Raw genomic sequence first — 14,474 nt, forward strand, 5'->3', positions numbered from 1 at the left:
CGGCAGCACGGCCACCGGAGGCGGGCTCATGACGGCACAGCCGCACGGCGACGAGGGGGAGGACGAGGTGGCGCACACCGGCATGGACACGGACGTGGTGATCGCGGGCGCCGGGCCGACGGGACTGATGCTCGCCTGCGAGCTGCGACTGGCGGGCGTCGAGGTGACGCTGGTCGAACGGCTCGCGGAACGGACCGGCGAGTCACGGGCCGGCGGGATGCACTCCCGCACCCTGGAGGTGCTGGACCAGCGCGGCGTCCTGGACCGCTTCCTGGCGGCCGGCGAACTCCAGGGCGTGGGCCACTTCTCCGGCCTGCGGCTGGAGTTCGACGAGTCCGAGTCCCGGCATCCGTACCCGCTGATGATCCTCCAGTACACCATCGAACGGCTGCTGGAGGAGTGGGCCGCCGAACTCGGCGTACGGGTGCGCTGGTCGTCCGAGGTGCACGGCATCGACCAGGACGGTTCCGGCGTGACGGTCGCGCTGCGCACGGCGGGCGGGGAACCGGCGACGCTGCGCGCCCGCTACCTGGTGGGCTGCGACGGCGGCCGCAGCACGGTCCGGAAACTGGCGGGCATCGGCTTCCCCGGCACCCCGGCGACGATGACCTCGCTGATCGGCGACGTCGAACTCCCCGAACTGCCCGAGGACTACATCTGGGCACGGCGCTGTCCGGGCGGCGACTACTCCGTGATCGCCTTCGAGCCGGGCTGGTACCGGGTCATCACGACCGAGCACGGCCGGGTCGCGGACCGCGACGAACCCACCACCTTCGAACAGCTAAGGGACTCGCTGATCAGGATCGCGGGCACCGACTACGGCATGAACAGCCCGCGGTGGGTCTCCCGGTTCAGCGACGCCGCACGGCAGGCCGACCGGTACCGGGAGGGCCGCGTGCTGCTCGCGGGCGACGCGGCGCACATCCACTTCCCGGCCGGCGGACAGGGCCTGAACATGGGGGTGCAGGACGCGGTCAACCTCGGCTGGAAACTCGCCTCGGTGGTCCGCGGACAGGCCCCCGAGAGCCTGCTGGACAGCTACCACGCCGAGCGTCACCCCGTCGGGGAGCGCGTGCTGCACAACACCCGGGCGCAGGCCGCCCTGGCCCGCCCCGGCGCCCACACGGACGCGCTGCGCGACGTCTTCTCCGCGCTCATCGTGTTCGACGACGTCAACCAGTATCTGCGCGGCATGCTCACGGCCCTGGACATCCGCTACCCGTCCGACGGCGGCCATCCGCTGGCCGGCCGCCGGGTCCCCGACGCCGACCTCAAGACCGCCGACGGCGCCACCCGCGTCCACGCACTGCTGCACGCCGCCCGCCCCGTACTGCTCGACCTGCGCGGCAACGCCCGGCTGGCGGCGGTCGCCGCGGGCTGGGCCGACCGGGTCGACCTCGTCGAGGCGCGCAGCGAGGACGACCACTGGACCGTCCCGGCCGTCGGCGCGATCCCCGCTCCGGCCGCGCTGCTCGTCCGCCCGGACGGCCATGTCGCCTGGGCCGCCGCCGCCGGCGGCGCGCCCGGCACCCCGGCGCTCCGGACCGCCCTCACCACCTGGTTCGGCCCGGCCACCCGGAGCTGAGCGACACCGGCCCGGAACCGGGTGTCCCGCTGACAGGACACGCGGGTCCGGGAGCGGAAGACCACCGATCGCAGATGCGCACCGTGCATCACACCTTCATGCCCGCGGGAGAAATCAATGAGTGATCGTGAACACGAGATCTACGACGTGGTCGGCATCGGGTTCGGTCCGTCCAACCTGTCGCTCGCCATCGCCCTGGAGGAAGCCCGGGTCAAGGACCCTGAACACGAGGTCAGCGCCCTCTTCCTGGAGCGCCAGCCGTCGTTCGGCTGGCACCGCAACATGCTGCTGCCGTCGGCGACCATGCAGATCTCCTTCCTGAAGGACCTGGTCACCTTCCGCAATCCGACGTCGACCTTCAGCTTCATCGCCTACCTGCACGCGTCGGGCCGGCTCCCGCAGTTCGTCAACAACCAGGACTTCTTCCCCACCCGCGCGGAGTTCCACCAGTACCTGGAGTGGGCGCAGGCCCGGGTGGCCGACCGCATCGCGTACGGCTCGGAGGTGACGTCGATCGCACTGCCGCCGGGCACCGACGCGCAAGGGGCGGACCGGCTGCGCCTGGAGGTGGCGGACGGCACCGGCCGGACCGGCCGCGTCGTCGAGGCACGCAACGTGGTGATCTCCACGGGCCTGGTGCCCAGCATGCCCGCGGGCGCCGAGCGCGACGAACGGGTCTGGCACAGCTCGGAGTTCCTGGAGAAGTACCGCGGCACCGACCCCGCCGCACTGCGCCGGGTGGCGGTGGTCGGGGCGGGCCAGAGCGCCGCCGAGATCACCCGGTTCCTGTACGACGAACTGCCGCACGCCGAGGTGTGGGCGGTCATCCCGTCCTACGGCTACTCCGTCGCGGACGACACCCCCTTCGCCAACCAGATCTTCGACCCCGGGGCCGTCGACGACTACTACTTCGGCACCGACCGGACGCGGGAGGCGTTCTGGCGCTACCACCGCAACACCAACTACTCCGTCGTCGACGACGAGGTGATCCGGGCGCTGTACCGCAGGTCGTACGACGACGAGGTACGGGGCGTACGGCGGCTCCGGTTCCTCAACCTGTCGCGGGTCACCGGGGTGAAGCGCCTGGGCGCCGAGACCCGCGTCTCCCTCCAGGTCGGCCCCGACGCCGAAGTGCGCGAACTGGACTTCGACGCCCTGGTCTGCGCGACCGGCTACGACACGATGGAGCCCACCCGCCTGCTCGGCGACCTCGACCGGCACTGCCTGCGCGACGAGGCGCACCGCTACCGGGTCGAGCGGGACTACCGGGTCGCGACCGCGCCGGAGCTGCGCTGCGGCATCTACCTCCAGGGCGGCACCGAGCACACCCACGGGCTGACCTCGTCACTGCTGTCGAACATCGCCGTGCGCAGCGGTGAGATCGCCGGCTCGATCATCGGCCGGCTCGGTGACCGCGACGCCGGACGGGCGGTCCTGGCCGAGGTCGGCGGCGACGTACGCTGACGGGCGCGGTGCCCGGCACGCACGCGGAAGGGGAACCCTGATGAACGGTCCGACGGCGGAGCGGTGGCTGCGCCGCTTCCGCGACGACGACGCGTGCGGGACGAAGCTCGTCTGCTTCCCCCACGCCGGGGGCTGGGCGAGCGCCTACCGCACCTGGCCCGCCGGACTCCCGGCGGACACCGGCGTGCTCGCCGTGCGCTACCCGGGCCGGGAGGACCGGTACGGCGATCCGTTCCCGACCGGGCTGGAGTCCCTCGCGGACGACATCGCCGACGCGCTGGGCGAGCTGACGCCGTACCGGCTGGTGCTGTTCGGCCACAGCATGGGCGCGTCGGTGGCGCACGAGGTGGCGCTGCGCCTGCAGAAGCGGGGGAGTCCGCCGGCCGCCCTGTGCGTGTCCGGCAGACGGCCGCCGCACACCCTGGACACCACGCGGCGGTTCTCCGGCCCGGACGAGAAGATCATCGCCGAGATCCTGCGCTTCGACGCGAGCCGCGCCCCGGTCTTCGCCGACCCCGATCTGAGGGAGCTGGTGCTCCCGGCGGTCCGCGCGGACTACCGGCTGGTGGACGGCTACCGCGGTGGCGACCGCCCCCCGCTGGACTGCCCCGTGTACGGCTACACCGGCGACGCCGATCCCGAGGTGACCCCGGAGCAGATGCGCGACTGGGCCGACATGACACAGGACGCCTTCCGGCTACGGGTCCTGCCCGGCGGGCACTTCTACCTCATCGGCGAGGAAGCCGCGCTGCTGGCGGACCTCGGTCGCGTACTGGACCGCGGCCCGGCCCGCTCGGACACCGCCGTGTGAGGTGTGCGGGCGGCGCCGCGGCTCGGGTTCACTCCAGGCCGGAGCGCTCCACCACGACGTCCCCGATCACGGTCCGGGCCTGGACGGACACGGTGTGGTCCGCCTGCTCGCGGGCCGCCAGGAGCGACAGGGCCGTGGAGACGGTGCCCACCGCGGAGTCCAGGGACAGCCGGGCCTCGCTGGTGCCGGCCACCCCGACCCGGACGCCGCCGAACGTGGTGGCGGCGAGCACGCTTCCCCGCCGCACCTCCCCGACGTCGATGTCACCGTGGATCGTCCGGGCCTCCACGTCGGTGTGCGCCCGGCCCAGCCGGATGGTGCCGCGCTCGGCGTACAGGCGGGCGGCACCGCGCACCTCGTCCACGGTCACGTCTCCCTCGCCCCTCGTCGTGACCGTGGTGCTGCCCTCGATCAGCCCCAGCCGGACGTCGCCGCGGTCCGCGGTGGCCTCGACGGTGCCGGCCGCGCGGTCGACCGTGATGTCACCGAGGGCGGCGTCCAGGCGCAGACTGCCGGTACGGTGCAGACTGATGTGCCCCAGGCCGGTGCTGAGCCGGCACTCGCCCAGTTCCCCGGTGCCGAGGAAGTCCGCGGCCATGCCCCGGCCGCTCAGGCTGGAACCGGTGGGCACGGCCAGCACCACGACGACCGCGCCGCCGCTGCCGTCCGGTTCCGGGGCGTTCACCAGCAGCCGGCCGCCGGTGTAGTCGATGCGCAGCCGGCCGGCGGTCCGCACGTCGTCCTGGTCGCCGCTGTCGCGGGGATACGCCTCGACCGAGGTCACCGGGCGGTCGCCGGCGGTGATCCGGACCTGGCCGCACACCAGATTGAGCACCACCTGGACGGGTGAGGGTGTCTCGTACGCCGGCATGGCGGGCCGCCTTCGGGGTGTCTGCGGCCGCGGGTCCGACGGCGGCCGCCCGGACGACGCGAGGTCACGTTCGGTCGCGGGGACACGGTCCGGGTCGCCGGACATGCGTCACCGGGAGACCTGTCACCGGAAGTCCGGTCACCGTAAGTCCTGTCACCGGGCAACCTGTCACCGGGGAACCGGCCGTCGGGGAACCGGTCGTCGGGGAACCTGGCGGATCGCGGTCCGTCCTCGCCACGTGGAACACCTCACCCTTCACCGTGCGCGCGTCCCCTGGGGAGCGCGCGTCGCGTGCCGACCGTTCTTCGGCGCTCACCGTGGGGGGCTACTCCGGGGAACTGGCCGGAGAACCGGTGGAGACGGCCGCGCCGCGGACCGGGGTGCGGGACGCACGTTCTCCACTGACGCCGTGTGATGTCACGCTAGCGCCATAACGGGAGGCCCGTGTTCACGACAGCTCGCGAGGAGTACGGCAGCGAGCGGAATCGGTCAGCCGGGGCGACCGGGCGGGCCGCGGAAGGCGTACGCCGCCCGGCCCCGGTGCCGCACGGCGTTGAGATGCCGCCAAAATCAACTCGTGCCGGAAGCGGCCGGCCTCGCGACGCCGAAGTGGCGCGGATCGGCGGCGGATGTGATGCCGGATGTGTCAGTGGGACGGGAGGGGCGTGCGGCGCCGCTACGGCACCCGTCGCGCCGCGTCGCGGGACGGCGCGGCGGCGGGACCGTGCAGCTTCCGGTAGGTGTAGGCGGCCGAGACGAGGGCCATGTGGTGATACCAGCCGGGGAACGAACGCCCCTCGAAGTCCAGCAGCCCGAAGTCCCGCTCCATGGCACCGATCGCGTCCGTCGTCCCGGTGTGCAGCGCGGTGATCGAGCCGACCTCGGTGAGGGCGAGGTGGGCGAGGCTGGTGAGCCACAGGGGGCCCGGGGAGCCGGCCGGGTCCGCCTCGGTGAACAGCCGGTAGGGAGGGCCGGGCGTACGCCCCGGGATACCGCCCGCCAGATGGACCAGGGAGGTCTGGACCCGGGCGGCCCGCCGGTTCCTGCCGGGCAGCGGGACGACGGCCGCCTCCGGGCTCTGCGCGCACACCAGGGTCCGCGCGCTCACCGGCGCCGAGGCGCCCTCGCCGGCGGGCAGCACCGCCAGATGCGGCGGGACCGCGACCACGAAGTCCCGTTGCCGCTTGGCGAGTCCGTGCAGCAGGTACACCACGTCGGGTTCGTCGCTCATGTCGACCAGCACCACGGAGGACGGGGAGTCCGAACGGGCCGAGAGCCGGTCGACCAGCCGGAGCGCCGCCGCCCACAGCGGCCGGTAGAGCTCGCAGTCCGGTATGCGGGTGTCCCTGCGCCGAGCGGGGTCCTGCGTCCAGGCCGTCGACAGGTGCAGACACCAGTCGACGGGGAACTGGGTGTCGCCCACGCACAGGAACGAGCCCAGCCCCAGTTGACAGTTGAGGGTGCGGCCCGAGGAGAGGTCGAAGTAGCGGTGCACGCCCACCGACCGGTCACCGCGCTTGGGCAGGACGGCCCGGCCGATGGGCCAGACAGGCTCCGGCCGGCGGATGGCCACCCAGTCGGTGAGTTCCTCCATGACCTCGTCGAAGTCCCACGGGCTGAGGCTGACGAACTGGCGCAGCGACTGCACGACGGACGGATCGCGGGAGATCGCGGCGGCGAGCCGGCGCACCGATTTCTTGCCCGGGGTGAGAAGCAGCCCCTTCAAGTATGCGTGGGCCCATTTGCGCTGATCGGTCCGGCGCAGACTCTTGAAGATCGTGCCGCTGAAGCGATCCAGGGACATATCCGGATGAGGGGCATAGGTCGCGTGTCTTGAAGCCGACGAGGTGCCTGCTTGGGGCGTCTCCATGCCGCAATAACTCCCCCGAGGTTACTGAGCGTTGTGGGGAGAGAGTCTAGGTGGGAGGCCAGTGTGGTGCCAGGGTCCGAGGTTGGCTGACTTGTTGTGGTGCCTGGAATGGCGCATAGCCTCGCGGCACTCGGCACCGGGGTGCGGTACGGACCCATGGGGCGCCTGGAGTGCGGGTTCCGGTCGCGGTGGGGCGCCTGGAGCGCGGCGCGCACGGTAGAGCGGCGCGGGTTCCGGGCGGGTGGCCGGATCGCGCCAATCAGTGGACTGGACCACTTGGCGGGTGTGGCACCGGAACTCTGCAAAGTAGTGTTCGAAGGCGCCAAGATCCTTGAACTGACATGGATGTCGGGCTCTACTCGAAGCGCGGTAGTTGGCCATCCCGGCCCCGACCGGGGACCTACCAATGCCCGGTTCATCTCCGCATTCACGGGGGAGCCACCGCGTAACCGCTCGGTCGATACGCGCGTTGAAACGGAGGCGTTATGACACAGCAGGTCGACGACCGCAGAAACTCCGAGGCGACCATGTTCGGCAGAACGGCGGAAGCCGAGCAAAGGGCCCGCAGAACCGCCGGAATGGAGTCGCGGCGCGACCAGGTACTCACCACGAAGGTGGGGCTGTGCATACCCGCGGGACTGGCTTTCGAGGAGTGGGAGCAGGCCGGGCGCCAGCTTTCCGGGCTGCTCAACTCGTCGTCCTGGTGGCTCGGGGACTGGCTCGTATACGGCAAGGACCACTATGCCGACCGCTACGAACTCGGCATCCGCGCGGCCGGGCTCCAGTACCAGACGCTGCGCAACTACGCCTGGGTCTCCCGGCGCTTCGACGTGAACCGGCGGCGGCACGCGCTCAGCTTCCAGCACCACGCCGAGCTGGCGTCGCTGCATGCCGACGAGCAGGAGACCTGGCTCGACCGTGCCGAGCGGAGGAAGTGGAGCACCAAGCAACTGCGGCAGGCCCTCAGGGCGGAGCGTGAAGGCGCCGCGCCGCAGCCGGAGTCCGGGGCGGCGACGCGCCGGCTGGCCGTGCCCGACAACCGCCTTCAGTGGTGGCACAAGGCGGCGGCCCAGGCCGGCACCGACCTGGGGGAATGGGTCATGGCCACCCTCGACGCCGCGGCCGAGCAGGTGCTGAAGGAGACGGACCGGCCGCTCGCCCTCGAATGACCGGTCCGCGGGGCCGCTACGGCAGGCGGGTCATGAGGTCCGCGGTCTGCGCGTGCCGGGTGCAGCTTCGTCCGGCGAACGACCGCTTCACCCGCTCGCGGACCTCGGGACGCTGCTCCTGGCTGAGCTTGAACATGCCCTCGGCCCTGGTCACCCGGACCCGGAAGGCGCCGACTCCCGGCACTATCCTGCGGAAGTAGTCGACGGACTCGGTCATGTCCCAATCGGCCCCGAAATCCTTCTCGAACGCCCGCACCGTCGCCTGTACGACACCCAGTGTCTCCTCCGTCGACTCGATCCGCTCCGCCACTCCATGCACGTGGACCGAGGTGAAGTTCCAGGTCGGGGCGGCCGGGGTGATGTCGTAGACGGTGGGTGACACATAGGCGTGCGGACCGGTGAACGTCAGCAGGACCGGCGTCCCGGTGTCCAGTGCCGTCCAGTGCGGATTGGCCCGGTTCATGTGCCCCAGCAGGGACATGCCCGCCAGGTCCGCGTCGGGGTGTCCGTCCCATTCGGGGTCGGTGATGACCGGCAGGTGCGTGGCGAACGGTCCGTCAGCGGGAGCCCCATTGCTGGCCATAAGGGCCAGCGGGTTGTCACGTATCAGATCGAGCAGCCACGAGACATCCGGTTCTCGGTAATGACTGGGGACGTACATGCAGCACTCACCCTTCGGGGTATGACGGGGAACAGTGACGACTGTCCTGTCGGCAGGACAACGGGGTCTTCATCGTGACGCGCTGTTGTCCCCGGCGCAATCGAGAGCGGAACCGGAAGCTGGTGCGCTTGGACCGGGGCCGGAAAGAGCAATGCCGGTCGCATTGATTCCCGGTGAATTCCCGTGCGGTCCCAGAAGGATTAGGGGAAAGCGGGCGGGCGGTCAACTCCGCGGCGGAAAGATCCGCTTCACTTCGGGTCGCGGCGGAACAGTTTCCTGGACCAGAGGCAGCCGAGCACGGCCAGTCCCAGGCACCAGGCGACGGCGAGCCATCCGTTGTGGCCGATGCCGGTGCCCAGGAGCAGGCCGCGCAGGGTCTCGTTGGCCGGAGTGAACGGCTGGTACTCGGCGACCGGCCGGAACCACCCCGGCATCGAGTCCACCGGCACGAAGGCGCTGGAGACCAGCGGCAGGAAGATCAGCGGCATCGCGTTGTTGCTGGCCGCCTCGGCGTTCGGGCTGGACAGGCCCATGCCGACCGCCAGCCAGGTCAGCGCCAGGGCGAACAGGGCGAGCAGTCCGAACGCCGCGACCCACTCCAGCGGCGTGGCGTCGGTGGAGCGGAAGCCGATGGCCACGGCGACGGCCCCGACCAGCAGCACGCTCACCAGGCACTGGAGGACGCTGCCGATGACGTGCCCGACGAGCACCGAGCCGCGGTGGATCGCCATGGTGCGGAAGCGGGCCATGATGCCCTCGGCCATGTCCGTGGCGACGGAGACCGCGGTGCCGATCGTGGTGCTGCCGACGGTCATCAGCAGCAGACCGGGCACCAGGTAGGCGATGTAGGCGGAGCGGTCGGCGCGGCCGTCCCCGATGCCGGCGCTCATCGCGTCGCCGAAGACATAGACGAAGAGCAGCAGCAGCATCACCGGGGTGAGCAGCAGTTGCAGCGTCAGGGACGGGTAACGGCGGGCGTGCAGCAGGTTGCGCCGCAGCATGGTGGAGGTGTCGCGCAGGGCGAGGGAGGGGACGCTCATCGGGCGGACTCCTTGGGCTGTACCGGCTGCCGGGAGCCGGTGAGGGCGAAGAACACGTCGTCCAGGTCGGGGGTGTGCACGGTCAGCTCGTCGGCCTCGACGCCGGCCGCGTCCAGCCAGTCGAGGAGGGCGCCCAGTTCGCGCTGGCCGCCGTCGCTCGGGATCTGCAGCGACATCGCCGCGTCGTCGCGGGTGACCTCGCGCAGGGCGGACGCGGCCCGCCCGTAGGCCACCGGGTCGGAGAACCGCAGTCGTACGTGGCCGCCGGGGACGAGCCGCTTGAGTTCGGCGGGGCTGCCCTGGGCGGCGATCCGGCCGCCGTCGAGGACGGCGACGCGGTCGGCGAGCTGGTCGGCCTCCTCCAGGTACTGGGTGGTGAGGAAGACGGTCACGCCGCCGGCGACCAGGTCGCGGACGATCTGCCACATGGTGTGCCGGGAGCGCGGGTCCAGGCCGGTGGTGGGTTCGTCGAGGAAGATGATCCGGGGGTCGCCGACCAGGGTCATGGCGATGTCCAGGCGGCGCTTCATGCCGCCGGAGTAGGTGGCGGCGGGCTTGCGCGCGGCCTCGGTGAGGTCGAAGCGGGCCAGCAGTTCGGCGGCGGTCCGGCGGCCCTCCTTCTTGGGGAGGTGGTTGAGGTCGGCCATCAGGAGCATGTTCTCCTCGCCGGTGATCAGCCCGTCCACGGCGGAGAACTGGCCGGTGACGCCGATCGCGGCGCGGACCGCCCCGGGGTCGGTGGCCGGGTCGTGGCCCGCGACGCGTATCTGCCCGGCGTCGGGGCCGATCAGGGTGGACAGGATGCTGACCACCGTGGTCTTGCCCGCGCCGTTCGGGCCCAGCAGGGCGAACACCGTGCCGGCCGGGACGTGCAGGTCGATGCCGTCGAGGACGGTCCGGCCGCCGTACGCCTTGCGCAGTCCGGTGGCGACGACGGCGGCGGGCGACTGCCCACCGCCGCTCTCATCTGTTGTGGGCATGACAGAAGAAGGCATGGGTGCCCTCCTTTTCGAAGGCCGGGGTGACGGGGGAGGCGGTACGAGGCGGCGGGGCCGGTGCTCCGGCTCAGGCGCGGCGCACGTCGATGTTGCCCCAGCGGGTCCGGGCGCGGACCTCGACGGTCTGCTCGGTCTGCTCCGGGGTCTCGGAGGCGGCGAGCGTGTTGCGCACCTGGCCCCGGTCGGAGCTGACGTCCAGCCAGGCGGCGACGCCCTCGCGGACGCCGACCTCGATGGCGCCGTAACTCGTCTCCAACTGGACCTTTCCGCAGGAGACTTCGGCGACGCGCAGGGTGCCGTGGGCGGTGGTGGCGACGACCGAGCCCTCGGCCCGCGCGATGTCGATGTCACCGTTGGCGCCGCTGACCCGCAGGTCTCCGGTCGCGGTGCCGACGGTCGTGGTGCCGTGCGAGTTCTTCAGTACGGCGGACCCGGCGACGGTGCCGACGCGCACACTGCCGGAGCTGGTGGTGATCTCGGCCGCGCCGTCGACCCGGTCCACGGTGATCGAGCCGTGGGAGGCGGCGAGCTGGAGCGGACCGGTCGTGTCGAGGCGGACGTCGCCGGAGGAGGTCTTCACCACCACCTCGCCGAGCCGCCCCTCGCCGAACACCTGGGTCCAGGACCCGGACAGCTCGACACGTGAACCCGCGGGCAGCTCGACCGTCACGTCGACGGTGCCGGAACGCCCGACGAGGTTCGCCCCGGGCGTCCTGACGGTCAGCACACCGCCGGCGCAGGTCACCTCGGTCTGGTCGGCTGCCTTGGCGTCCTGGCCCCGCTTCGGGTCGCGGGGCCGCACCTCGACGACCGTGTCGAGGCGGTCGGCCGCGGTGAACCGGATGGAACCGGCGTACACGTGGGTGGTGGCCGTGATGGGTCCGGGGGTGTCGAAAGCAGGCATGGCTGTGCCGTCCTCATGGGTCGTCGGATCGTCCCCGCTGGTGGGACGCGAAAGGGGTGAAGCGGTGCGGGCGCGGGCGCGGCTAGCGCACCCAGCCCGTGATGCTCTGTCCGATGGTGCGGGTCCGCTCCGCCGGGCGCGGCCGGGCACCGCCCTCCACGGCGGCCGCCACGGCCCGCACCAGCCACGCGTTGACCGACAGGCCCTCGCGGCCGGCGGCCTCCTCGGCGCGCGCCTTCAGGTGGGCCGGCAGCCGCAGGTTGACGCGGGCGGTGCCGCCCTCGTCGCCGTCGGCCGGAACCGGCGCCTTGAGCGGTTCCACGGGCGCGGCCGGCTCCACCGGGCCGCCGTCGGCCGGCGGCGGGGTGACCACGAAGTCGGGGTCCAGCCCGCGCAGCCGTACGTCGACCGAGCCGGGGGCGAGCTCGCGGGTGATCTCGTCCATGGCGGCGGAGAGCACATTGAGCATGATCAGCCGGGTCGCGGACTCCAGGGGCGCGGTGAGTCTCTCGGCCAGCTCGCGGGCTTCGTCACCGCCGGCTTCGGCGGCCACCGCCAGTTCGCGGCGGAGGGTGTCGACGTAGGGGGTGAGGTCCATGACGCCATAGTGGCACCCATGTGGCGCCACTTGCAAGCCTCTGTGGCACTTCATCTCGCGGATGATTGGCAGAACCCGTCCTGAACTGCGGAAACGCGACAGCGACGCCCCGGCCCGCTGTAGTGCCATGGGTGACGACGCACCCGCGCGGGCCATGCGATGGCATCACCTGGTGCCACCTGGCGCCACGTGATGTCCATCGTGCTCAGACCTTGGCGCATTCACACCGCCCGTGCGGCAGTAGGGTAAGACGGTGACCCCCTTACCGGACGACTCGCCGACCCTGATCGGCGACGAGGACCGCGAGACGGCCGTGCGGCGCCTGCAGGAGGCGTACACCGAAGGGCACCTCTCGCACGAGGAGTTGGACGACCGCCTCCACCAGGTGCTCACCGCCGAGGTCCGCGGCCAGCTCGTGTCGGCCCTGGAGGCGCTGCCGCGCCGGCCGCCGGCCACCACGTCGACGATCGTCGCCGCCGCCGGACGGATACGGCGCGGCGGTGCCTGGCGGGTGCCCCGCAAGCTCAAGGTCGGCTCCGAGTACGGAAGGGTGCGCCTGGACCTGTCCCGGGCGGTCATCGAGTACCCGGTCGTCGACATCGAACTGCGGCTCGGCACCGGCGGGGCCAGCATCACGGTGCCGCGCGACGCCGTCGTGGACGTGGAGGGCGTGCGCACCGGCTGGAAGGACCTGCGCTACCGCGCCCCCCGGCGCTCCCGCCCCGGCGGGCCGACGATCCGGATCTCCGGGACCATGGGGTTCGGACGGCTGCGGGTCCGCCACGCCCGGCGCTGACGGACCCGGCTGAGTACACGTACTCGTGTTCCCGTGGCCGTACGACTCCACCATGTAGCCCTGGACGTCCGGGGCTTGGGGGGTCGGCGTGGGAAACGCCGTGGCCGGGGCGGTGGCGGTCGCCGTGACCGTCGGGGCGCTGGTGCTCGCGTACGCCGTGGGCGCGCCGCCGGGGACCGTGCTGGGCGTGGCGGGAACACCGGGCGGGGGCCGGGCGTTGGGACTCACGACGAGATGTGTGAGGCGCGCCCCGCGCCCTGACGAGGGAGGTGACCGACGTGGACCGGATAGCCCACGCCGTGCACCTGTACTCCCGGCCCCACATCGACCTCCAGCGCGTGGCCGGCGCGCTCTGTCGCTCCTGACACCCCCGCCCGGGTCCTCACCCGGGCGCTCCGTCGGCTCCGCACGCGCCCCTCCCGGCCGCCCGCGCGAGGGCCGGCGGTCTTCTCATGGATCTCCAGCAGGCTTCTCCCGGACCTCCAGGAAGGCATCCCCGTGCCCTCGACTCCCCCTGCCCCGCTGCACCTCGCCGTCGCGCTGGACGGCACCGGCTGGCACCCCGCCTCATGGCGGGAGCCCGTCGCCCGACCCCGTGAGCTGTTCACCGCCGCCTACTGGGCCGACCTGATCACCGAGGCCGAGCGCGGTCTGCTCGACTTCGTGACCATCGAGGACGGCCTCGGCCCCCAGTCCTCGCACTTCCTGGACCCGGACGACCGCCGCGACCAGGTCCGCGGCCGGCTCGACGCGGTCCTGATCGCCTCCCGGGTCGCACCCCTGACCCGGCACATAGGACTGGTCCCGACCGTGGTGGCCACCCACACGGAGCCGTTCCATATCTCCAAGGCCATCGCCACCCTCGACTATGTGAGCACCGGCCGTGCGGGACTGCGCGTCCAGATCACCGCCCGGCCCAACGAGGCCGCCCACTTCGGCCGCCGCACCATCCCCAGGATCGCCGCCTACGACGACCCGGCCACCCGGGACCTGGTGGCCGACCTGTTCGACGAGGCCGCCGACCACGTCGAGGTCGTGCGGCGGCTCTGGGACAGTTGGGAGGACGACGCCGAGATCCGGGACGTGGCCACCGGCCGGTTCATCGACCGCGACAGGCTGCACTACATCGACTTCGAGGGCCGGCACTTCAGCGTCAAGGGCCCTTCGATCACCCCGCGCCCCCCGCAGGGCCAGCCGCCGGTCACCGCCCTCGCCCACGACACCGTGCCCTACCGCCTGGTGGCCCGCGCCGCCGACGTCGGCTACGTCACCCCGCACGACACCGGCCAGGCCCGCGCGATCGTCGCCGAGATCCGCGCCGAGCAGTCGGCCGCCGGACGCGGCGGCGAACCGCTGCACGTCTTCGCCGACCTGGTCGTCCACCTCGACGACGACCCGGCCGCGGCGGCCGCCCGCCGCGACCGGCTCGACACCCTGTCGGGCGAGGAGTACACCAGCGACGCCCGCGTCTTCACCGGCAGCCCCGCCCAACTCGCCGATCTGCTCCAGGAATTCCAGTCCGCCGGACTGACCGGTTTCCGGCTGCGGCCCGCCGTCGCCGGCCACGACCTGCCCGCCATCACCCGGGGACTCGTCCCCGAACTCCAGCGCCGCGGCGCCTTCCGCCGCGCCTACGAGGCCGGCACCCTGCGCGGCCTGCTCGGACTGCCCCGCCCCGCCAACCGCTACGCCGCGGCCTGAGCCAAG

General features: G+C 72.2%; 14 protein-coding genes. 7 read left to right on the forward strand and 7 right to left on the reverse strand.

What is annotated here, in order from left to right:
• The first annotated feature begins 28 nt into the window (after nucleotides 1-28).
• The 3 genes from ACFY32_RS12340 to ACFY32_RS12350 all read left to right on the forward strand — a co-directional run bounded on the left by ACFY32_RS12340 (nucleotide 29) and on the right by ACFY32_RS12350 (nucleotide 3,860).
• Nucleotides 29-1,585 carry an FAD-dependent monooxygenase gene (locus ACFY32_RS12340; RefSeq protein ID WP_359204378.1) on the forward strand — a complete coding sequence of 519 codons (1,557 nt, stop codon included), beginning with the start codon at nucleotides 29-31 and terminating at the stop codon, nucleotides 1,583-1,585.
• A gap of 117 nt (nucleotides 1,586-1,702) precedes the next feature.
• Entirely contained in the window at nucleotides 1,703-3,049 is a 1,347-nt protein-coding gene (locus ACFY32_RS12345; protein ID WP_359204375.1) for a lysine N(6)-hydroxylase/L-ornithine N(5)-oxygenase family protein, read from the forward strand.
• A 40-nt stretch (nucleotides 3,050-3,089) separates the two neighbouring features.
• Nucleotides 3,090-3,860: a thioesterase II family protein gene (locus tag ACFY32_RS12350; protein WP_390674063.1), complete on the forward strand. Its 771-nt coding sequence runs from the start codon at nucleotides 3,090-3,092 to the stop codon at nucleotides 3,858-3,860.
• A 28-nt stretch (nucleotides 3,861-3,888) separates the two neighbouring features.
• Here the strand turns inward: ACFY32_RS12350 and ACFY32_RS12355 are convergent, their stop codons facing one another.
• Together ACFY32_RS12355 and ACFY32_RS12360 are read right to left on the reverse strand one after the other, a co-directional pair.
• On the reverse strand, nucleotides 3,889-4,731 hold the full coding sequence (locus ACFY32_RS12355) for a DUF4097 family beta strand repeat-containing protein (RefSeq protein ID WP_359204369.1): 843 nt from the start codon (nucleotides 4,729-4,731) through the stop codon (nucleotides 3,889-3,891).
• Nucleotides 4,732-5,407: 676 nt separating this feature from the next.
• Nucleotides 5,408-6,535 carry a transposase gene (locus ACFY32_RS12360; protein ID WP_359204366.1) on the reverse strand — a complete coding sequence of 376 codons (1,128 nt, stop codon included), beginning with the start codon at nucleotides 6,533-6,535 and terminating at the stop codon, nucleotides 5,408-5,410.
• A 551-nt stretch (nucleotides 6,536-7,086) separates the two neighbouring features.
• Here ACFY32_RS12360 and ACFY32_RS12365 point away from each other — a divergent pair.
• Nucleotides 7,087-7,770, forward strand: coding sequence for an LmbU family transcriptional regulator (locus ACFY32_RS12365; RefSeq protein ID WP_390674064.1), 684 nt, complete (start codon nucleotides 7,087-7,089; stop codon nucleotides 7,768-7,770).
• Between the two features lie 16 nt (nucleotides 7,771-7,786).
• Here the strand turns inward: ACFY32_RS12365 and ACFY32_RS12370 are convergent, their stop codons facing one another.
• From ACFY32_RS12370 to ACFY32_RS12390, 5 genes are all read right to left on the reverse strand, one after another.
• Nucleotides 7,787-8,431, reverse strand: a complete 645-nt coding sequence (locus ACFY32_RS12370) for an FMN-binding negative transcriptional regulator (protein ID WP_359204360.1) — start codon at nucleotides 8,429-8,431, stop codon at nucleotides 7,787-7,789.
• 248 nt (nucleotides 8,432-8,679) lie between these two features.
• A complete protein-coding gene (locus tag ACFY32_RS12375) occupies nucleotides 8,680-9,471 on the reverse strand; it encodes an ABC transporter permease (RefSeq protein ID WP_390674065.1) in 792 nt (263 codons plus the stop codon).
• Nucleotides 9,468-10,466, reverse strand: coding sequence for an ATP-binding cassette domain-containing protein (locus ACFY32_RS12380; protein WP_390674066.1), 999 nt, complete (start codon nucleotides 10,464-10,466; stop codon nucleotides 9,468-9,470). The genes ACFY32_RS12375 and ACFY32_RS12380 overlap by 4 nt, the downstream gene beginning before the upstream one ends.
• Before the next feature lie 70 nt (nucleotides 10,467-10,536).
• The gene (locus ACFY32_RS12385; RefSeq protein ID WP_390674067.1) at nucleotides 10,537-11,373 is read right to left on the reverse strand and encodes a DUF4097 domain-containing protein; all 837 of its coding nucleotides are present in this window, start codon (nucleotides 11,371-11,373) and stop codon (nucleotides 10,537-10,539) included.
• Nucleotides 11,374-11,455: 82 nt separating this feature from the next.
• Nucleotides 11,456-11,971 carry a hypothetical protein gene (locus ACFY32_RS12390; protein ID WP_390674068.1) on the reverse strand — a complete coding sequence of 172 codons (516 nt, stop codon included), beginning with the start codon at nucleotides 11,969-11,971 and terminating at the stop codon, nucleotides 11,456-11,458.
• A gap of 253 nt (nucleotides 11,972-12,224) precedes the next feature.
• Here ACFY32_RS12390 and ACFY32_RS12395 point away from each other — a divergent pair, with 253 nt between their 5' ends.
• The 3 genes from ACFY32_RS12395 (at nucleotide 12,225) to ACFY32_RS12405 (ending at nucleotide 14,468) form a co-directional block, all read left to right on the forward strand.
• Nucleotides 12,225-12,767 (forward strand): DUF1707 domain-containing protein, encoded by a 543-nt coding sequence (locus ACFY32_RS12395; RefSeq protein ID WP_390674069.1) that lies wholly within the window; start codon nucleotides 12,225-12,227, stop codon nucleotides 12,765-12,767.
• A gap of 269 nt (nucleotides 12,768-13,036) precedes the next feature.
• Nucleotides 13,037-13,132 (forward strand): putative leader peptide, encoded by a 96-nt coding sequence (locus ACFY32_RS12400; RefSeq protein WP_390674070.1) that lies wholly within the window; start codon nucleotides 13,037-13,039, stop codon nucleotides 13,130-13,132.
• Nucleotides 13,133-13,265: 133 nt separating this feature from the next.
• Nucleotides 13,266-14,468, forward strand: coding sequence for an LLM class flavin-dependent oxidoreductase (locus tag ACFY32_RS12405; protein ID WP_390674071.1), 1,203 nt, complete (start codon nucleotides 13,266-13,268; stop codon nucleotides 14,466-14,468).
• Nucleotides 14,469-14,474 lie beyond the last annotated feature (6 nt).

Origin of the sequence: Streptomyces sp. NPDC000134, from assembly GCF_042899225.1 — a bacterium.
In the GTDB taxonomy this organism is placed as follows: Bacteria; Actinomycetota; Actinomycetes; order Streptomycetales; family Streptomycetaceae; genus Streptomyces.